This is a genomic window from Aeromonas sp. 600527 (genome assembly GCF_049175415.1).
Taxonomy (GTDB): Bacteria; Pseudomonadota; Gammaproteobacteria; order Enterobacterales; family Aeromonadaceae; genus Aeromonas; species Aeromonas veronii_A.
The window spans coordinates 39937-59972 of record NZ_JAAKVA010000003.1 but is presented as its reverse complement, the minus strand read 5'-3'; the positions used below and the strand labels follow the sequence as shown (position 1 = coordinate 59972).

Annotated in this window: 18 protein-coding genes, 1 tRNA gene and 1 riboswitch; of the genes, 12 read left to right on the top strand and 7 right to left on the bottom strand. The window is 58.2% G+C overall.

Annotated features, from left to right (window positions below):
* Positions 1–51: 51 nt before the first annotated feature.
* Positions 52–1533 carry a cardiolipin synthase gene (gene cls / locus G5154_RS06030; protein ID WP_216979185.1) on the top strand — a complete coding sequence of 494 codons (1482 nt, stop codon included), beginning with the start codon at positions 52–54 and terminating at the stop codon, positions 1531–1533.
* Positions 1534–1640: 107 nt separating this feature from the next.
* Positions 1641–2903, top strand: a complete 1263-nt coding sequence (locus G5154_RS06025) for a DUF945 family protein (protein WP_421250524.1) — start codon at positions 1641–1643, stop codon at positions 2901–2903.
* Between the two features lie 79 nt (positions 2904–2982).
* Here G5154_RS06025 and purU read toward each other — a convergent pair whose 3' ends face one another.
* A complete protein-coding gene (gene purU, locus G5154_RS06020) occupies positions 2983–3819 on the bottom strand; it encodes a formyltetrahydrofolate deformylase (RefSeq protein WP_115544112.1) in 837 nt (278 codons plus the stop codon).
* 264 nt (positions 3820–4083) lie between these two features.
* Positions 4084–4240: riboswitch (FMN riboswitch) on the top strand.
* Between the two features lie 104 nt (positions 4241–4344).
* Between purU and ribB the strand changes: the two genes are divergently transcribed.
* Entirely contained in the window at positions 4345–4998 is a 654-nt protein-coding gene (ribB, locus tag G5154_RS06015; protein ID WP_005344189.1) for a 3,4-dihydroxy-2-butanone-4-phosphate synthase, read from the top strand.
* 225 nt (positions 4999–5223) lie between these two features.
* Entirely contained in the window at positions 5224–5466 is a 243-nt protein-coding gene (locus tag G5154_RS06010) for an Lpp/OprI family alanine-zipper lipoprotein (protein WP_005334342.1), read from the top strand.
* A 156-nt stretch (positions 5467–5622) separates the two neighbouring features.
* On the opposite strand, the gene G5154_RS06005 is transcribed toward G5154_RS06010, so the two are convergent.
* Both G5154_RS06005 and G5154_RS06000 read right to left on the bottom strand, forming a co-directional pair.
* Positions 5623–6471 (bottom strand): tetratricopeptide repeat protein, encoded by an 849-nt coding sequence (locus G5154_RS06005; RefSeq protein WP_421250523.1) that lies wholly within the window; start codon positions 6469–6471, stop codon positions 5623–5625.
* A complete protein-coding gene (locus G5154_RS06000) occupies positions 6468–7190 on the bottom strand; it encodes a 4'-phosphopantetheinyl transferase family protein (RefSeq protein ID WP_349929991.1) in 723 nt (240 codons plus the stop codon). Before G5154_RS06000 ends, G5154_RS06005 begins: the two co-directional genes overlap by 4 nt.
* A gap of 275 nt (positions 7191–7465) precedes the next feature.
* Here G5154_RS06000 and G5154_RS05995 point away from each other — a divergent pair, with 275 nt between their 5' ends.
* The 4 genes from G5154_RS05995 (at position 7466) to G5154_RS05980 (ending at position 11706) form a co-directional block, all read left to right on the top strand.
* Positions 7466–7954: a C40 family peptidase gene (locus G5154_RS05995; RefSeq protein ID WP_005334331.1), complete on the top strand. Its 489-nt coding sequence runs from the start codon at positions 7466–7468 to the stop codon at positions 7952–7954.
* 148 nt (positions 7955–8102) lie between these two features.
* On the top strand, positions 8103–9074 hold the full coding sequence (rlmF, locus tag G5154_RS05990) for a 23S rRNA (adenine(1618)-N(6))-methyltransferase RlmF (RefSeq protein ID WP_349929990.1): 972 nt from the start codon (positions 8103–8105) through the stop codon (positions 9072–9074).
* Positions 9075–9319: 245 nt separating this feature from the next.
* A complete protein-coding gene (locus tag G5154_RS05985; RefSeq protein WP_019445964.1) occupies positions 9320–10045 on the top strand; it encodes a MaoC family dehydratase in 726 nt (241 codons plus the stop codon).
* A gap of 245 nt (positions 10046–10290) precedes the next feature.
* The gene (locus G5154_RS05980; protein WP_005353291.1) at positions 10291–11706 is read left to right on the top strand and encodes an SLC13 family permease; all 1416 of its coding nucleotides are present in this window, start codon (positions 10291–10293) and stop codon (positions 11704–11706) included.
* Positions 11707–11822: 116 nt separating this feature from the next.
* On the opposite strand, the gene G5154_RS05975 is transcribed toward G5154_RS05980, so the two are convergent.
* On the bottom strand, positions 11823–12809 hold the full coding sequence (locus G5154_RS05975; protein WP_421250522.1) for a DUF481 domain-containing protein: 987 nt from the start codon (positions 12807–12809) through the stop codon (positions 11823–11825).
* A 39-nt stretch (positions 12810–12848) separates the two neighbouring features.
* Complete coding sequence (locus G5154_RS05970; protein ID WP_236268366.1) at positions 12849–13805, bottom strand: L,D-transpeptidase family protein; 957 nt, start codon at positions 13803–13805, stop codon at positions 12849–12851.
* A 391-nt stretch (positions 13806–14196) separates the two neighbouring features.
* Here G5154_RS05970 and G5154_RS05965 point away from each other — a divergent pair.
* The 4 genes from G5154_RS05965 (at position 14197) to tsgA (ending at position 17479) form a co-directional block, all read left to right on the top strand.
* Positions 14197–14286: transfer RNA gene (locus tag G5154_RS05965), tRNA-Ser, on the top strand.
* Positions 14287–14651: 365 nt separating this feature from the next.
* Positions 14652–15233, top strand: coding sequence for a DUF1349 domain-containing protein (locus tag G5154_RS05960; RefSeq protein ID WP_421250521.1), 582 nt, complete (start codon positions 14652–14654; stop codon positions 15231–15233).
* Between the two features lie 327 nt (positions 15234–15560).
* Positions 15561–16262: a purine-nucleoside phosphorylase gene (gene deoD, locus G5154_RS05955; protein ID WP_042051187.1), complete on the top strand. Its 702-nt coding sequence runs from the start codon at positions 15561–15563 to the stop codon at positions 16260–16262.
* A 53-nt stretch (positions 16263–16315) separates the two neighbouring features.
* Entirely contained in the window at positions 16316–17479 is a 1164-nt protein-coding gene (gene tsgA, locus G5154_RS05950) for an MFS transporter TsgA (protein ID WP_195878891.1), read from the top strand.
* Positions 17480–17591: 112 nt separating this feature from the next.
* On the opposite strand, the gene G5154_RS05945 is transcribed toward tsgA, so the two are convergent.
* Both G5154_RS05945 and rimO read right to left on the bottom strand, forming a co-directional pair.
* Entirely contained in the window at positions 17592–18269 is a 678-nt protein-coding gene (locus G5154_RS05945; RefSeq protein WP_421250520.1) for a Crp/Fnr family transcriptional regulator, read from the bottom strand.
* Positions 18270–18432: 163 nt separating this feature from the next.
* Complete coding sequence (rimO, locus tag G5154_RS05940) at positions 18433–19860, bottom strand: 30S ribosomal protein S12 methylthiotransferase RimO (protein ID WP_421263906.1); 1428 nt, start codon at positions 19858–19860, stop codon at positions 18433–18435.
* Positions 19861–20036: the final 176 nt, after the last annotated feature.

Genomic DNA, 20036 nt, shown 5'->3' with positions numbered 1-20036 from the left:
CTGACTGGCAGGATCTGCCGACCACTGTTTGTTGATGAGAAGGAGTTACCGTTGCTAAACGGTCTGGAACATGATCTTCACCTGCTGTTCTCCCGCTTTCTGGGCTGGCTGCTACTGCTTTTTCATACCGTTATCGTCGCGGGTGTGTCGTTTCGGGTGGTGATGAAGCGCCGCCCCATCGGGGTGTCGCTGGCCTGGCTGGCGCTGATCTACGCCATTCCGTTTGCCGGTGTCGGCTTTTACTTGCTGTTTGGTGAAATCAAGTTGGGGCGTCGACGTGCCGAGCGGGCACAGGCCATGTACCGCCCTTATGCTATCTGGATCCGTCAGTTGGCCCGCCTTTTCCCCCAGCATTGCTGCGAGGTGGGGGAGAAGGCCCAACCATTGCACGATCTAATCCAGGGGCGGCTGGCTATGCCCATGCTCTCAGGCAACCGGATGACTCTGCTCAGCCAACCTGACCAGATCCTGCATGAGATTGCCCAGGATATTCGCCGTTCTACCCTCTCCTGCTATCTGGAGTTCTATATCTGGCACCCCGGCGGTGATGCCGACGAGGTGTGCGAGGCACTAATGGACGTCGCGCTACGCGGCGTGGATTGTCGTTTGTTGCTCGATTCGGTGGGTAGCAAGCACTTCTTCCGCTCCGGGTGGCCGAAAAAGCTGCGCAAGGCGGGGGTCAAGCTGGTGGAGGTGCTGCCGGTCGGCGCCTGGCGCATCCCGTTCCAGCGGCAGGATTTACGGATGCACCGCAAGCTGGTGGTGATCGACGACAAGGTGGGCTATACCGGCTCCATGAACATGGTTGATCCGCGTTTCTTCAAGCAGGATGCCGGTGTTGGCCAGTGGGTCGACATCATGATCCGGGTGCAAGGTCCCATGGTACCGCTGATGTGGTCGATCTTCGTCTGGGACTGGGAGGTGGAGACCGGCGAGCGGCTGCTCGACAGTCTGCAGCATGAGCCGGAAGCTTGGCCCCAGACCAACTACCGCGCCCAGTTGATCCCGTCAGGCCCTTTCGTTGGTGGTGACTGTATTCAGCAGAGCCTGCTGCTGGCCATCTACCAGGCGCGCAGCCATCTGGTGCTGACGACCCCCTATTTTGTCCCGGACGATCCGCTGGCCGCCGCACTCAGTTCGGCTGCGGCGCGTGGGGTGCAGGTGCAGCTGGTATTGCCGGCACGTAACGACTCCATCATGGCCAACTATGCCTGCAACGCTTTTATGGAGGAGCTGCTGGAAGCGGGAGTGGAGATCTATCGCTACGATGCCGGCCTGCTCCATACCAAGAGCGTGCTGGTAGATGACGACTTCGCTTTGGTGGGCACGGTCAATCTCGACCGGCGCAGCCTCTGGCTCAACTTCGAGGTGACCTTGCTGGTGGACAACCCTTCTTTCGTGGCCCAGATGACCCGGCTGGTGCAGGGGTATATGGCAGAAGCCACCCCGATGACCCTGGCCCAATGGCAGGCCCGCCCCTGGTACAAGAAGGCGATGGAGAACATCTTCTATCTCTTCAGCCCCTTGCTGTGATGTTGTGGCGAGCCGCAAGAAAGTGGACTCGCCATCTGATTGGACTTGCCTAGCCCCGAGTCCGCCCCGTAGAGTGCAGTGACAACTCCCTGGAGACACATGGATATATGAAAAAGATAGTGGCCCTCGCCGTGGGTGCGGCACTGGTTGGTGGTGGTCTGGCCGCGTGCTGGTACACGGGCAGCAGTTTCGACAACATCATGGCGGAGCAGATCGCCAAGGTGGAGGACGAAACCGGCATCGACATGCAGTGGCTGCCGGGCAGCAGTAACCTCTTTACCCGTGATGGCATCCTGAAGGTGGTGATCACGCCCGAGGAGCTGGCCTCCATCGACAGCGAGCTGGAAGGCAGCCAGCCCATCGAGTTACAACTGCTGGTCAAGAGCCGGATCCTGCCGCTCTATATCAAGAGCCACTTCCAGCTTGATACCCATAATGGCACCCTGGCGCCAGTTTTCACCGCACTGGGCATGGAGCAGTGGCAACTTGGTCTGGAGTCGGCAACCAGCCTCTGGACCCAAGCCAACAGCAGCCGATTCTGGGCCAATGAGTTCAAGGTAAAACAGGGGCTGGACGAGTTCAGCTTCCTGCCTCTGAACGGCGAGTTTCACGGCAATCTGGAGGGCAGTGGTCACCTCACCATGACCTGGCAGGGGATGACGGTTCATGAAGAGCAGAGCAAGATGGACTTGGTGCTGGCCGACCTGAAAGGGAGTGCCGATGTTGCCGAGATCAGCGGCGTCTTTCTCTCTCCACAGAGCGAGATGAGTCTCTCCGCCCTCACTCTGCAACTGCCTGACAGTGTTCGGGTTGCCCTGAAGGGGATGACGACCGAGACCCGTCTTACCGGCGATGATGCCCAGACTCTTTCCAGCAGCTATCAGATGAGCATTGCCAAGCTGGATCTGGAGAACGAGACCGACACCCTGGCGGTGACCGACAGCAAGTTGGCGCTCAACCTCAACGGTCTGGATCTGGAAGGGTATCAGGGGCTGCAGGCCGCTGGTGGCAAGGGAGTTGAAGATGCCGCTATTCAGCAGGCGCTGGATAAGATGCTCAAACGTGGCGCGACCCTTGAACTGGCCGATCTCAGCGCCAAGCTCAACGGTGAGGTGGTGACCATGAAGGGGAACGTGAAGCTGGCCTCCACCTCGCTGGAGCAGCTGTTCAACAGCGACACAGGGATGCAGGCCCTCAGCGGCGTGCTGCATGCCAGCCTTAGCGACAAGCTGGGCAAGGCGGTACCGCAATTGGCCCCCATGCTCGATCAGCTGACCCTCATGGGTTATCTGAAGGCCGACAAGCAAGCGCTGACCTCCGAGCTGAAGCTGGAGAAGGGCGCGGTGACGGTAAACAATCTGTCGCTCTGATGCATGGTGTAGAAACAACAACGGCTCCCGCGGGAGCCGTTGTTGTTGCTGGCGTTTGCATACGTGCCACGTGGACGGATTACTTGAAGACTACAGTCTTGTTGCCGTAGACGAACACCCGCTCGTTCAGTACCAGCTCCAGCGCGCGGCTCAGCACCGATTTCTCTACATCCCGGCCCGCCTTGGCCATGTCGTCCGCACTGAAGGCGTGACCGACGTGGATCACGTCCTGTTCGACGATGGGACCCTCATCCAGATCGTCAGTCACGAAGTGGGCGGTGGCACCGATCAGCTTGACCCCGCGATCGAATGCCTGCCGGTAGGGGCGGGCACCGATGAAAGCGGGCAGGAAGGAGTGGTGGATGTTGAGGATCTTGCGCGGGTAGGCCTCGACGAAGCTCGGTGTCAGCACCCGCATGTACTTGGCCAGGATCACATAGTCAGGCTCATAGCCGTCGATGATGGCGCGAACCTGCTCCTCATGCTCTGTCCGGCTCAGACCCTCGTGACTGACGGTGTGGAACGGGATATCGAATTTGCCGGTGAGCTCGGCCAGGGTGTCGTAGTTGCCGATCACCGCGACGATATCCATATCCAGCGCGCCCGCGTAGTTCTTCATTAGAATATCGCCGAGGCAGTGGGTCTCCTTGGTCACCAGGATAACGATACGCTTCTTGCCCGCCTTGACCAGACGGCGCTGGGCTCCGGTGGGCAGGGCATCATCAAGGTCGGCCAGCAGGGTCTCGTCGTTGAAGCGCCCTTCCAGCTCGGTACGCATAAAGAAGCGGCCATTCTCGTGATCCACAAACTCATCGTTCTTGATGATGTTGAGCTGATGCTTGTAGCAGATGTTGGTGATCTTGGCGATGAGCCCTTTGGCATCCGGGCAATCCGTGAGCAGTATTTTCTTTTCCATCTCTGTCATTTTCCGTTTGTGGTGTTGGCGCTACTGTCTGCGCCGGCAGCGTTGTTCAGGCTCTCTTTTCGGGCCCTGTTTTTTGTTTCGGGAACTATGCCATAAACCGATCCGCGCCATAAAGAAATTCGCCAGTCGCCAGTCACTGTCTTTCGCGCTGGCGAACGGGTTGAAGAGCGCGATCCTGGGCGCAATGTTGAAACACTTTTCAGCCAGCGGGGATTTTGGCTGGTATCTGCAACCGTTTTTCTTTAGGCTGTCTGCGCTTATTCTCAGGGCGGGGTGCAATTCCCCACCGGCGGTATCCTGATTGACTCGGGGAGCCCGCGAGCGCCCGACTTGGCTGATTGCCGAGTTGGGGTCAGCAGATCCGGTGAGATGCCGGAGCCGACGGTCATAGTCCGGATGAAAGAGGATAAGACAGACATTGCCGCGTTGGCCCTAGTGGGCTGGCCGCTGCATGCTCATCTCTGTCTGCCTTTCCATGCCCTGATTCTGGTCCTTGTCTTGTTTAGGAGTTTTACCATGAATCAGTCTCTACTCAGTGAATTCGGTGATCCCATTGCCCGCGTCGAAGCTGCCCTAACGGCTTTACGTGCCGGAGGCGGCGTGCTGGTGGCCGACGATGAAGATCGGGAGAATGAGGGTGACCTCATTTTCGCAGCAGAATCCATGACCAATGAACAGATGGCGCTGATGATCCGCGAGTGCTCCGGCATCGTTTGCCTCTGCCTGCCCGACGAGCGGGTTCGCCAGCTGGAACTACCGATGATGGTGGAGGCCAACTCCAGCCACTACCAGACCGCGTTTACTGTCACGATAGAAGCGGCGCAGGGGGTCACGACCGGCGTCTCGGCTGCTGATCGCATCACCACTATCCGCGCCGCCATTGCCGACGGTGCCAAGCCCGGTGATCTGCACCGCCCGGGTCACGTTTTCCCGCTGCGGGCGCGAACCGGTGGGGTGCTTACTCGCCGCGGTCACACCGAAGCCACGGTCGATCTGATGCAGCTGGCCGGCCTCAAACCGTTCGGTGTGCTGTGCGAACTGACCAAGGAAGATGGCTCGATGGCCCGTCTGCCGGACCTGGTGGCATTTGGCCGCAAACAGCGGATGCCAGTGCTGACCATCGAGGATCTGGTGCAATATCGTCAGTTGTTGTCAGAACGTACAGCCTGAGCTTCATACGAAATTGTAATAAGGCAAAAATTTGGTTAACCTTTGTCCGTGTCCTCACCATGTGGCACTCATTTTTTAGACGAGTCTGGACAAAAAATGTCCGCTCAAAAAAAAATGAGGGTTTTAATGCATTTATCTGTGGTGGGGGCTATGCAAAGTATTATTTTTTTGTGCCATAATCACGCCGCTTGCTAAACGTCTGGCGAGTTCAAGGGAGCTTTAAAAATGAAAAAATTGTTGTTGGTAGGTGTTGTTGGTCTGTCCGCTCTGCTGGGTGGTTGTGCAAACACTAGCGAACTGGAAACTTCCGTTCAGAATCTGTCTAACAAAGTTGACCAGCTGGCTCAAGATGTTAGCGCAGTTCGTGCTGATCAGTCCAAAATCGCTGCTGATGTTGCCGAAGCCAAGCAAGAAGCTATGCGTGCTAACCAGCGCATCGACAACATGGCTACTTCCTACAAGAAGTAATCCATGCGAAAAAAATGGCGCAGTTTTGCGCCATTTTTTTTTGCCCAAAATTCACCGTTTCTACACTATACCCACAGCGCCTTCTTCGTACTTGACCCATGAGGTCATGCCGGTCTCCCGGCACTCCCCCATCATTACCAGACAGTTACTATCCGATCAGTAGAGCAGACTATAGAGTTTGCGACGATAGCTCTGCGCCGCCGGTGTGCTGCCCATGGTCGCCAGAATATCAAGATAGGTCTTTCTGGCATCGCCGAATGCCAAGTCCCGTTTGAGGATCGCCAGCAGCAGTTCTAATGCATCTTCCTGACGGCCAGCCTGGTTGTATTGCACAGCCAGTTCTTGTGCCAGGCCAAAATCATCGGGTTGTTCTGCATGGCGGGCTTCCAGCGCACGCAGTTCCGGGCTGTCTGCTGCTTGCAGGGCCAGCGCCAGCCGTGAGCTCAGGGCATGGAAGTGACCATCCTGCGCTACCATCGGGATGGTACCGAGGCGTTCCTGAGCTTCATCCAGCAGATTGAGATCGAGTGCGGCCTGAATGAGCCACAGGCTGATGTCGTGACGCTCCGGAGCGATCTGATGAGCTTTACCCAGATGAGCATAAGCCTCGCCGGGCTGCTCGTCAGCCAGTGCCCGCTGCCCCTTGGCCAGTAGTTCCTCTTCCTCTTTGGGGGCAAATGCTGCGAAATACTGGCGCAGGGTGGCTTCATCCTGCGGCCCTTCGATGATCCCCTGTTCGTCAGGGCGACCCTGATGGAACAACACCAGCGCCGGCAGGGCTCTCAGACCGAGTTGGCTGGCCAGTGGTTGCAACTGGGGATTGTTCATGTCCACCTTGGCCAGAGTGACCTGCTCATTGGTGGGCCCAATCAGCGACTCGATCAGTGGTGTCATCCCCTGACACTCCGGCATCTGCGGAGCATGGAAATAGATGACGACCGGCTTCTTCATGGACGCATCGATAAGTTCTGCATGAAAATTCTGGGGAGTAATGTCGACGATCATGAGTTGGACTCTTCAGAAAGGGTGTTTAGTAACATGGGGTTGAGTGACTGGCAATTCAAGCGCTCATCAAGCCGGTAAAAGGTCACGGGGGTTGCCGCCGCCGCGAGACTGAGCCAGCCGCTGGCAAAGGGCCAATCCTGCACCTGATAAGGGGTGTCATCCAACCGGTTGTCGAGTCGCCATCCTTGCTCCGGAATGAAGCGCACCTTCTCGAGCCCTGCTGCTATACCGCCACCATGGGCTTTCAGAACCGCCTCCTTGCGTGACCAGAGCCGATAGAAAGCACTCTCCTGCTCTTGAGCAGGCAGCGCGCAGAGCCATTCATATTCACTCTGTGCATAAAACCGACGGGCCAGGGGGAGGGGGTGATGCCGCCGTTTACCCAATTCGATATCCACCCCAAGAGGCCCCTGTGGGCAGAGCGCCAACACCAGCCAGCTGCCACTGTGGCTCAGATTGAACTGCCAGCCGTCATCGTGCAGTCGGGGCTTGCCGTGGGGGCCGTTGCAAAATTGCAGGCTGGCGGCGGGTTGTTGCAGCCGCTCGGCCAATAGCTGGCGTAGCAGGGCGCGGCTCACCAGATATTCCTGACGCCGTTCAGGATGGGTCATGGCTTGCCAAATATGCTGCTCATCGGTTGACAGCCATTCAGGAAATTGAGCAAGCAGTTCCTGGCATACCCTGGCCGGTTTTAACAAAAAAAGATCGGTTTCGATCATGATTTTTCACTTTAAAAAGGTGCTGAAGCAGGGATAAAAGCCAGTTATCTATGAGGCCCAAGGCTCTTTTTGCGATTGTATATTGTTTGGTCATGATCACATTAATTATGAAAAATCGTGCATTTCCTTGCAAAAATGTGAGCTTGATAGGGATTTTCACTTGCCTCGATAGAATTCTTGGATATAGTCGGGTGCTGTTGCCTTATAAATTGCCCTTTGGGGCCGTATTTTAACAAGATTTACTATTTAGCGGGGATAAAGGATTGCGCCACCTGATGCTACTGCTGGTCGCGCTCGGAATGGTGGGTTGTGCCTCGGCACCCCAACCCGAGGTCGCGAGCAAGATCGAAGTTTCCATGGTTGAACCTGTCATCGAACCGGAAGCTTCCCAGACACCCGATGTGAATGAAATCCTGACTGTATACAAAGAGTGGCGTGGTGTTCCTTACCGGATGGGTGGCAGCAGCCAGCGCGGTATCGACTGTTCCGCCTTTGCCCGTGAAGTGTTCCGCAATGCCGTCGGTATCGAATTACCCCGCGATACCCGCTCCCAAGTCCACGAAGGGACGCGCGTTTCCAAGCAGGATTTGGTCGAGGGTGACCTGGTCTTCTTCAAAATCAATCGTCGTCTCAACCACGTTGGTATCTATGTCGGCAATGGTGAATTCATCCACGCCTCGACTCGAGCTGGTGTGACGCGCTCCAAGTTGGATAGCCAATATTGGCGCAACAAGTTCTGGCAAGCTCGCCGGATCGATATCTGAGTCAGGCTGGACAAACGGCTCGCAGTACGGACTGTTTTTCCAACCTCACTTGAACCGGGCTCGATAGCCCGGTTTTTTATTGCCCTCGTTTAGACTTTCCCGAGTCAAATCACTATAGTGTGGGCCCGTTTTCTTCGGCAGGCTCAGCATGAAACCCCGCATCCCATCAGCCGGTGGCCCCAAGTCGGGCGACCGCAAATCCGGACTTCACTCCCGTAATCGCCATCAGACGGGTTACGACTTTGAGGCGCTTTGCCTGCGAACTCCCGAATTGGCCGCTCATGTCTTTATCAATGACTACGGCACCCGCACCATCGATTTTTCCAATCCCGATGCAGTGAAGACCCTCAATCGCGCCCTGCTGGCCCATCACTACGGGATTGCCCACTGGGATTTGCCTGCCGGTTACCTCTGCCCTCCTATCCCGGGACGGGTGGACTACCTGCACTGGGCGGCCGACCTGTTGGCCGAGAGCGCAGGCCAGCTCCCTACCGGCAAGGGGGTGAGGGTGCTGGATATCGGGGTGGGGGCAAACTGCATCTATCCGTTGCTGGGGGCCCGCGAATATGGCTGGCGTTTTGTCGGATCGGATATCGATCCGGTCTCGGTCAAGGCGGCCACCCTGCTAGCCAAGAGCAACGGACTCGGCAACCAGATTGAGTGTCGTTTGCAGGGTAACCCCAACCATGTGTTTCGCGGCATCATAGGGCCGAAAGAGCGTTTCGCTCTGACGCTGTGCAATCCGCCGTTCCATGCGTCGCTGGAAGAGGCGAGCAAGGGGACGGAGCGCAAGCTGCGCAATCTGGGCAAGGAGGTGACAGGCGCTCCTGTGCTCAACTTCGGCGGCCAGAAGGCCGAGCTCTGGTGCGAAGGGGGCGAGGCGGCGTTTCTGGCCAACATGATTGCCCAGAGCAAGGAGTTTGCCACTCAGTGCCTCTGGTTCAGCTCGCTGGTGTCGAAAAAAGAGAACCTGCCGGGGGCGAAAAAGGCGTTGAGCCGGGTGGGGGCGCGTCAGGTACGGGTGATCGACATGGCACAGGGCAACAAGGTGAGCCGGATCCTCGCCTGGTCCTTTCTGGATGAGGAGGGATTGCGCAGCGGCTGGTCGAGCGCGCGCTGACTCCCCACCACAAGGCCCGATAAGGGCCTTTTTTCATAACGACCCCGATGAATTTCCCCTGCTGGCAGCATCTTTGGCAATCGATTTCCTCATTGGCAGATCGTGCTGGTTTACATGGTCTAAGCAGTTACTTCCGCCTTGGTACAGGTGTACGCCGAGATTTTTTTGCACTTACAGCTGAAACTTTAATAAAATAGGACTGGTTAGACCTCTTTACAGGCATTGAATCAAATAGGGATCGGTAGATGAAAGTTGTCGATTTTCTGAAGCGCAAGCGCGAAATTCTGGCGCAGCACCCCTTTGAGCTCAAGGATTGGCTCTCTCCGGCGATCCGCGACTACTGGCGTGAGTTTCAGCAAAAGGCACATCTTCACCCTTTGCTGGGGCGTGTGCTGGACTTGCAAGCCGAGTCCCAGAGCGAGCAGCAACAGGATGCAGCAACCGTGGCACAAGTAGCCAACGGTCAGCCTGCCGTGGCTCAGGAACCAGCTGTTGAGCTGGGGGCCGAGGCGGCCGAGCTTTATGCCGCTCTGCAGGCTCGCATTGGTGAAGAGACCCATGTCGGCGAGTGGCTGCACGTCAGCCAGCAGATGATCGATCAGTTTGCTGCAGTGACCGGGGATCACCAGTGGATCCACACCGATCCGGAGCGTGCGGCCGCCGAGTCTCCCTTCAAGACCACCATCGCCCACGGATTCCTGACCCTGGCGCTGCTGCCGCAGTTGACCGGCTCGGTCGATGAGGCCACCCCCGAGTTCCCGACCGCCCGCATGGTGGTGAACTTCGGGCTGGATCAGGTACGTTTCCCGTACCCCATCAAGGTGGACAGCAACATCCGCGCCCGCACCAAGCTGGCCCGGGTCACCCCCATCAAGGGTGGGCTGGAGCTACTCAAAGAGATCAAGGTTGAGATCGAAGGGATCCGCCGCCCGGGTTGCGTCATCGAGTCGGTGACCCGCATCTACTTCTGAGCCTCCTCATCGGCATGAATGGTGAAACGGGCCCGCTGTCGTGTGCAACGAACAGCGGGCCCGTTTTTTTGCCTGTTTGTTGCAAGGGTTGAGGCGTCAGCCATCGCGCGCCGACCCCAGCTTGATATGACTCACAAAACGGTGCGCCGTGCAGTTAGCCAGCTCTCATTTTGGCGAGTTGGCCGCGTGAGGGGATAGCATGTTATGCCACTATTGGCTTCTTACTCCCGATCCTGGAGACAATAGTGCCCATCAATAACAAGATTATTCTGCCACTGCTGCTGAGCCTCACCATCCTGCTGATCCCGACCCACTGGATCCCGCTCGAGGGGATCACCGTCATCGAGCAGCGGGTCGTGGCCATTTTCGTGCTGGCCGCCCTCTGCTGGATCCTGGAGCCCATCCCTATCTTCGCTACCTCGGTGCTGATCATCGTGCTGGAGCTGCTGCTGCTCTCCGACAAGGGGCTCTGGTTCATGACTGCCGACAAGGCTGAACCGGGGTTTGGTGAGCTGCTCAAGTCCACCGAGGTGATGGCGACCTTTGCCTCGCCGGTTATCATGCTGTTTCTCGGTGGTTTTTTCCTCGCCATTGCGGCGACCAAATACCATCTGGACGTCAATCTGGCGCGGGTGCTGCTGCGCCCGTTCGGTCAGGATCCCCGGATCGTCATGCTGGGGCTGATGTTGATCACCGCCACCTTCTCCATGTTTATGAGCAATACCGCCACCACCGCCATGATGCTGGCCATCCTTACCCCGGTGCTGGCGGCGTTCCCCGACAAGGACCCAGCCAAAATCGGTTTTGTGCTGGCCATTCCGCTGGCGGCCAACCTCGGCGGGATCGGCACTCCCATCGGCACTCCGCCCAACGCAGTGGCCCTCAAATACCTGACCGGCGAGCATGCCATCTCGTTCGGTCAGTGGATGGGATTTGCGGTGCCCTTTGTGGTATTGCTGTTGCTGCTTGGCTGGTTTCTGCTGGGGCGCTTCTTCCCGAGCACCCTCAAGCGGATGGATCTCAAGATTGAGGGGCGCTTTATGCAGACCCCTCGCGCCTGGGTGGTCTACCTCACCTTTATCACCACCATAGTGCTCTGGCTACTGGGGGATCTGCACGGCATGAGTTCCTACGTGGTCGCCATGATCCCGGTAGCGGTGTTCCTGACCACCGGCATCATCACCAAGGACGATCTGCACAAGATCTCCCTCGATGTACTCTGGCTGGTCTCGGGCGGTATCGCGCTGGGGCTGGCGCTGGAGGACTCCGGGTTGGCCGAGCGGCTCATCACCCATATTCCGTTCCACGAGTACTCCACGCTGGCGGTACTGGTCGGCGCCTGTCTGCTGGCAGTGGTGATGGCCAACTTTATGTCCAACACCGCAACCGCCAACCTGCTGCTGCCACTGGTGGCGGCACTGGCGGTCAGCATGCCGGAGCTGGCCGAGTGGGGCGGCAGTCATACCCTGATCCTGGCGGTTACCATTTCGGTTTCGCTTGGAATGTCGCTGCCCATCAGTACCCCGCCCAATGCGCTGGCCCACGCCACCGGTCTGGTGGAGAGTCACCAGATGGTGCGCATCGGCGTCATCATGGGGTTGGTCGGTACCCTGCTGGCGATGGTATGGATCTACCAGATTGCCGCTTGGGGGCTGATCTGAGCGTACGGCCGGTTTCTCATCTGTTGCCTGCTCCATCATCGGAGAAGTGCCATGGCAGGTGATGACCAAAACAGAAAGAGGAGCCGACTTGGCTCCTCTTTCTGTTTGCAGTTGACTCAGAAACTGGCGCCCAGATTGAGCAGGTGCCTGAATTCGGTCTCTTTGTACTTTTGCTCGAGACCGACGAAATGTACTTCGCCATCTTCCCACTCCATCTCGCTCGACCAGGAGAGGCGCAGGTGGTCGTTGAAGTAGTAGCGCAAACCAACGCTGCCCGTGATATCCCGATTGCGTATGAAATAGGGGGAGGGCTGGTCCAGATAGGTCAGATATCTCCCCTGGCTGAACAGCTCCAGCTTCTCCCGCCATAGCGGGATGGGTTGGCGATAATCCCAGTTCATGCTGGCAAAGGGATAATCGATGATCCGGTTTCCTCTGAAAAGCACCCCGATCCCGCTATCTTCTCTGACGTATATTTTGCGCAGGCCTGTTTGTGCTACAAACTCCAGCCTGCGGCGTCTCTCGTTCCAGAAGCGGTAACCCGGGCCGGCACCGTAGTCGAGGTTCAGGTAGTTACTATCCAGCATGTCATATTCGGCATTGAGCGAGCTGCGCACAAACCACTGCTGATCGAAAAAGTAGTCAATGGTCGGGTTCAGTTTGTAGTCGTGGTTATCGGTGATGCTGTCAGACGTTTCGTAGGAGTACTCTCCGGAGAAGCTGTAGCGCCAGTCCAGATTGGCCAACTCGGTCTTGCCCTTGAAGTTGACGTTGTTGGTGTGTTTGTCCTTGTGTTTGAGCTTGATGTTGAGATCGCCACTACCGGTCCAGAGCCAGGCCTTGCGTTCATCCTGCTCATCCTTGAACAGGGTGAATCCACCTTTGGCGGTCGCCTTGGGTTTATCCTGATGCTCTAGTCGCCAGCGCTTGATGGCATCCCGCTTGACGGTAACGGCACCGGTATAGGGCAAAGAGATGCGTACCGACTCATCGCCAATCTCTTTGATGGTACCGGTCAGACGATCGCCATTGTTCATCCAGAGGATGTCTTTTGCCCACAGGGGATGGCAGATCACCATGAGTATGAGAGGCAGGTATTTCATGAGGTAAGGTGACTCCGGTGCGACTCGGGCGCAGCTGACTTAACCACTGACAAGCTGGCTGCTGATGGGGCGGGGCAGGCCATTTTTGCTCTCCAGCGCTGCCGTCACCTCATCCTGCATCACATCAGGTGCGCTGATAAAGCTCTCTATGGCCGGTGATAGCATCAGCGGGGCGCCATTTTCAAGCTCCTCTTCGGTGCGGGAGAGCGGGGAGTGTACCTCCAGCCAGCGCCGACCATCCGGTTCGATGGCTACCTTGACCGGTTGATTGATGACCCGTACCGGCGTGCCGATCGGCACAATCTTGAACAGGGCCTCAATATCGTCAGGTCGCAGCCGGATGCAGCCTGCACTTACCCGCAGGCCAACGCCAAAATCCTTGTTGGTGCCGTGGATCAGGTAGTCGCGCTTGCCATAGCCAAGGCGCATGGCGAACTTGCCGAGGGGATTCTCCGGGCCGGGGGGCACCACGGCGGGCAGGGTGATCCCTTTTTGCTCCAGCCAGGATTTGCGCACCATGGGGCCGGGCACCCAGGTCGGGTTGGGATTCTTCTCGATGACGGTGGTGGTCATCTCCGGAGTCTCGCGGCCGATATCACCAATCCCGATGGGCAGCACGATGACCTCGTTCTTCCCTTTGGGGAAGTAGTAGAGGCGCAGTTCGGGCAGATTGATGACGATCCCCTCGCGAGGCACATCAGGCAGCAGCATCTGAGTGGGCAGCGTCAAGCGGGTACCCGGTTTGGGCAAATAGGGATCTACACCCGGATTTGCTTCAAGCAGCGCCAAAAATCCAATTTGTGTATTTTTGCCAACCAGCTCCAGATGCTCATTCTGCTGGATGATGTAATCCTCCAGCTCACCGATGAGGCGACTCCCGGCTGGTGGCAGCGGGTAGCGTTTGGCCTCTGCCGGCGCAGCGCAGAGCAGGATCGCTGCCAGCAGCAGGGAAAGGGCGGGCGTTAAGGATAGGAGCTTGAGTTTCGGCAATCGCATAAGAAGATCCATCAGTTCAATCGGGGCGGAACGTCATCAACACAGCCGCCAGAATGGCGCGATTGTTCCTCAATCAGCCCATGATTACCAGCTTGCTGCGCACCCGCAATGATGTGGGGATACATAGGAAACCGGCCAAAATCGGCATCACCCATAAATTTGAGCGCCAAGCAGGGAAAAGAGACGCCTGATGGCAATGGGGGAATGTCACGATATGGATAATGGCCGGGTGTGCGAGCGGGTGGATACAGGGCCATACAAGAGTGGCCTCGCAACGCAGGCCGTGCGTGAAGCAATGTGAGCCTGCTCCCAGATATCTGATTCAGCCATTTGATATCTAAGAAATTTTTATTGCATCCTCGGCCCAGCTTGGGTAAAAATCTCATCCCACGGAGAGATGCCGGAGTGGCCGAACGGGATTGACTCGAAATCAATTGTGGCAGCAATGCCACCCAGGGTTCGAATCCCTGTCTCTCCGCCACATACCAAGCCCAAGCAATTAAATTGCTTGGGCTTTTTCGTTTCGTGTGATGCCTGATATGCCATCTGATGTTGGCGGGCTTGAAGCGTCCCCTCTATCGACCACCTGTTAGTCGACTCGAGCCCATATCGAGATGTCTTATCGTCGTGCAATAGGGGCCCCCTTTTACTTGCCCGATCGCCTATCGGTTGCAAGGTTGGCCCCAACGGCTTGCTCGCCAGTCATGATGGCGACACAATGGAGTCCCTTTGGTTGGCCGCTCGCAGCTGGGGCTCGTGGCCGAATGGCCAGCGATAATATGAGCGCGCCCGAGTGTTATGGGCCGGTGACAACGGGAAACATGGCGAGAACAGGAGCAAAAGAGGATGAGGGAAGGGCTTGAATGGTGCTGGCTCAATGAACCGGCCGAATGGCACAAAACAAGCGACGGCTTGCTGGTGGTAACGGACAAACAGACCGATTTTTGGCGCAGCACCTGGTATGGTTTCGAGCGCCACAGTGGGCATCTCTATGGCTGTGAGGTCGAGGGTGAATTTACCTTTCAGGTCTGTGTCGAAGGGGAGTTCACCACCCTCTACGATCAGGCGGGGTTGATGTTGCTGCAAGACGAGGCGCACTGGCTCAAAGCAGGGATAGAGTACAACGATGCCCAACCGATGATCGGCAGCGTGCTCACCAATCTGCGATCTGACTGGGCCACCGGTATTTTCAGCGGCAATCCGCGCCGTTTCTGGCTGCGCCTGACCCGGCTGGCCGATTGTCTGCGTCTGCAATACTCCACCGATGGCGAGGTGTGGTCACTGCTGAGGCTCGCTCCGTTCCCGTCAGGCGAGCGCTGCTTTATCGGAGTGATGTGCTGCACCCCCGAGCGACAGGGGTTGGTGGTGCGTTTTTCGGATCTGCGCCTCACGCCGCCCCTTGGCAAGGCACTGCATGATTTGAGCTAGCCAGCCCATGGCTGGCATTGCGTGTCAACCGGCAGAGTGAACAATGCCGTCGGCCTGTAGCGTCATTCGCAGGGCCTACCGAGCGGGAGGGGCGTTGCCCTCCCGCTTTTTTACACCGGTAGGTCGGGAATGGCGGGTGGCTGTGATGGGCAAGCCTTGGCAAGCAACGTCGAAAAGCATGCGGTATGCGATGTAGCAGACAATAAGTTACCGGAACTGGGATCTCGATCGGGACAACAGGACTTTTGTCCTGCAAGGGGAGGTGGGGGGGCGGCTAGGATGGCCACATCAAAACAATAAAACGAGTCAAACTGGAGCACAACAACCATGACCGCTCATATCAATGCCAACCCGGGCGACTTCGCCGAGACCGTCATTATGCCGGGGGACCCGCTGCGGGCCCGCTACATCGCCGAGACCTTTCTGACTGATGCGCGCGAGGTGACCAATGTGCGCAATATGCTGGGCTACACCGGCTACTACAACGGCCAGCGCATCTCGGTGATGGGGCACGGCATGGGGATCCCCTCCATGGTGCTCTACGCCCACGAGCTGGTGAACGACTTCGGGGTCAAGCGGATCATCCGCATCGGCAGTCTGGGGGCGACCCAGCGCCACGTGCAGATGCGTGACGTGATTCTGGCGCAGGCGGCGGGCACAGATTCCCCGACCAACGCCAAGCGCAGCGCCGGTTACCAGATGGCCACCTCGGCCGACTTCGCCTTGCTGCACAAGGCGTTTACCAAGGCGCAGGAGAAGGGCATTCCGGTCAAGGTGGGCAATATCTTCACCGGCGATCTCTATTACGATCCGGATGAAAACCTCATTCCGGCGCTGGAGAAGTTCGGCGTGCTCGGCATCGACATGGAGGTGGCCGGTCTCTACGGGCTGGCCCATCAGCAGGGGATCGAGGCGCTCGCCATCCTGACCGTCTCCGACCACTGCCTGACCGGTGAAGAGACCACTGCCGAGGAGCGGCAACTCTCCTTCAACCAGATGATCGAGCTGGCGCTGCACACCGCGCTGTAAGCGCCGCGGCCCGCCCAACCCTGCACGCACCCTGACCCCAAGAGAGATCCAATATGAACAATAAGCTCTCCCTCACTGCCATCAGCTTCTTGGCCAACTTCGTGATGGCCGGTTTTGCGACCCAGTTCGGCATGCTGATCGACCCCATCGCCGCCAAGTTCGGCGCCGACGTCAATCAGGTGGCCTCCATCTTCTCCCTGCTCAACGGCGGGGCGCTGGCGGGCACCATTGCCGCCTTCTTCCTCATCGAGAAGGTGGGGCTCAAGCGGATGACGCTGCTCTGCTACGGCCTGATCGCGCTGGCGGCGGCTTCGCTTCATCTGACCGGCTCGCTCTATGTGGTGATGGCGGCCATGACGGTGATTGGCCTGTGCGGTGGGGTGGGACTCTGCATTGCGGGGACTCTGGTGGTGAGCGTCTGGCAGGCGCGGATGCAGAGCACCATGCTGGTGGTGCAGGATGCCACCTTCAACGTGGCCGGGGTGGTCTTCCCGCTTGTCACCACCTATACGCTCACTCACGCCATGGCGTGGAGCTGGAGCTATCTGGCGGTGGGCGTGGTGGCACTGGCGACCATGCTGGTGGCGGTGCTGACCAACTTCCGCAGCTGTGAGGCGGGCGGCGAGAGCGCCGGCAACGAGCACTCGGAGTGGAACCTTGGCATCATCAGCGGTGGGCTGGGGCTTTTTCTGGGCATGCTGGCGCTCTACACCTTCCTCACTTGGGCGCCCATGTTCGTGAAGAACAAGTTCGGCATCCCCTTCGAGGAGGCGGGCAACATCATCACCCAGTACTGGACGGCGGCCCTGCTCGGCGCGCTGGTGTCGACCGCCATCGTGACCCGCATTGCGATCCGCACCTTCCTGTTGGTGATCATCACTCTGGCGATGGGGATGACGGCGCTTATCGTCACCACCGACAACCTGAGCCAGCTGCCATACCTCACCTACGGTTACGGCTTTGTCTGCGCCGCGCTCTACAACGCCTTTATCGCCTACGGGGTGTCGTTTGTGCGCCAGGCATCGAGCAAGAACGTCTCCTATATCCTCATCAGCGGCAGCGCGGGGGCCATGTTCAGCCCGGCCATCAGCGCCCTGTTCGAGCAGGTGATCGGCCTGCAGGCGGTGATGTACGCCATCCCGCTTATCTACGGCGTGATCCTCGCCATGCTGGTGGCCTCGCTGCGTATGGCCCGGCCCCAGCCTTGTCTGGCCTGAGCCGGAGAGTAAACAGCAAGAGGGGCGGTATCGACCGCCCCTCTTTTTTGTTGCTGTTCCGCTTGTTGCTGTTCCACTTGTTGCTGTTAAGTCGGCGACTGATGCCCGCGACTTATGGTTGCTCCAGAAAGGCCTTGAGCCCCGCCAGATCGCGGATCTGCAATCCCTCCTCGCCGCGCTCCACCAGTCCCTTGTCCATCAGCTCTTTCACCGCCCGCCGGTAAACCCTGTCCGTGGTGCCGAAGCGTTCCGCCTCCTGATACCCCTTGCGAAAGCCGCTCACCGGGTTGTGGTGACAGTGGCTGTGATAGAGGTCGAGGGCGATGTTGTAGCTGATGGGGTAGAGCATCCGGCAAGTGAAGATATCCACCGTGTCCTGATAGTCGATGGCGATGGCGGTGGCAAAGAAGAGCGCCACCTTGGGGTGGGCGACCAGCGCCTGCTCCAGCTGCTCGCCGTCGATGCGGGCCACTTCCAGCGGCTCCTCGGCAATGATGTCGAGCTGGCAGCGGTAGCCGGTGAAGAACTCCATCTCGCCAAACAGCTGGTTGTCGCACTCAAGCGTGCCGAGCTGAAAGCGGCGGCCATTCATGGCGGTGTGGCCCATGGCGATGAGGCCATTCGGCACCAGCACCAGATCCCGCAATAGCTCCCCCTGACGCATCAGGGGCTCCCCCTCGGGGATCAGGCGCCGCTCAGTGATGCAGGAGATGACCACCTGTTCGATGAGATCATGGCTGGCCTGCCAGTGGGGCTGAAAGCGCCCCTTGAGAAGGGGTTTGAGTTGCATGGGGTTTCGAGTCGTCGCCAAACACAAACGACTATTACACACCCTTGCATACGGATATGCCAGTTTTGTACCGCAAAGTGGGGCTTACAGGTGTAGAAGTGCAATCTGGAAGCATAAAAAAGCGCCCGCAGGCGCTTTTTTCATTTGGCTGGTAAAGCCTCAATTAGCTAATCAGGCTGGCCCACAGGTCATATTCGTCGGATTCGTCGATCCGCACCTTGACCATGTCCCCCGGCTTGAGGCCGGTTTCGCCGTTGAGGTAGACCAGACCGTCGATCTCCGGCGCATCGGCGAAGGAGCGGCCAGTGGCACCCTCTTCGTCCACTTCGTCGATGATAACGGTCATCTCCTGACCCACTTTGCGGGCCAGCTTGCGGATGGAGACCTGCTGTTGCAGCTCCATAAAGCGCTGGAAGCGCTCTTCCTGAATCTCTTCCGGTACCGGATCCGGCAGCTCGTTGGCCAGCGCTCCTTCGACCGGGCTGTATTTGAAGCAGCCGACGCGATCCAGCTCCGCCTTGTCGATAAAGTCCAGCAGCATCTGGAAATCTTCCTCGGTCTCGCCCGGGAAGCCGACGATAAAGGTGGAGCGCAGGGTGATCTGCGGGCAGATCTCGCGCCACTTCTGGATCCGCTCCAGAGTACGCTCGACCGAACCCGGGCGCTTCATCAGTTTCAGGATGCGCGGGCTGGCGTGCTGCAGCGGGATGTCGAGGTAGGGCAGGATCTTGCCATCGCGCATCAGCGGGATGACGTCATCTACGTGCGGGTAGGGGTAGACGTAGTGCAGGCGCACCCAGATGTCGAGCTTGGCCAGCTCTTCGCACAGGGCGACCATGCTGGTCTTGACCGGCATGCCGTCGTAGAAACCGGTGCGGTGCTTCACATCGACGCCGTAGGCGGAGGTGTCCTGGGAGATCACCAGCAGCTCCTTCACGCCGGCCTCTTTCAGGCGCTTGGCTTCTGCCAGCACGTCGCCGATGGGGCGGCTCACCAGATCCCCTCGCATGGAGGGGATGATGCAGAAGGTGCAGCGGTGGTTGCAGCCTTCGGAAATCTTCAGATAGGCGTAGTGGCGCGGGGTCAGCTTGACGCCGTGGGTCGGTACCAGACTGGTGAAGGGGTTGTGCTGCGGCTTCTCCACATATTTGTGGACGTGACCCAGCACCTCTTCATAGGCGTGGGGGCCGGTGATCTCGAGCACCTTGGGGTGGATCTCGCGGATCTGATTCTCTTTGGCGCCGAGGCAGCCGGTGACGATCACCTTGCCGTTCTCAGCCAGCGCTTCGCCGATCGCTTCCAGCGACTCTTGCACCGCGCTGTCGATAAAGCCGCAGGTGTTGACGACGACCAGCTCGGCATCGTCATAGCTGGGCACCACATCGTACCCTTCGGTACGCAGCTGGGTCAGGATGCGTTCTGAATCGACCAGGTTTTTGGGGCATCCCAAGCTCACAAAACCAATCCTTGGGGGATGAGACCTAATAATGCTGGAAGTCGCTTGTTGGACAGGTTGGTTGTCCAATGGCTGAGCCTGCGTGGTTGCAGGCGTCAGGCTGTCTGAGCTGGGGTCAAAACGGTTGACAGTCATAGGGGGTCGCTGGTCACTGATGCAAAAAAAGATGGCGGATTATACCTGATGAGCAGGAAAGAGGAAGAAGTGATGTGTGTATTTTTTGACCTGCCATATTAGGTTTCAATGCACGATATTTTGTGTCTTTTCCTGAGAGATGAAGATGATGCGCTCATCAACGACAGGGGCCTCGG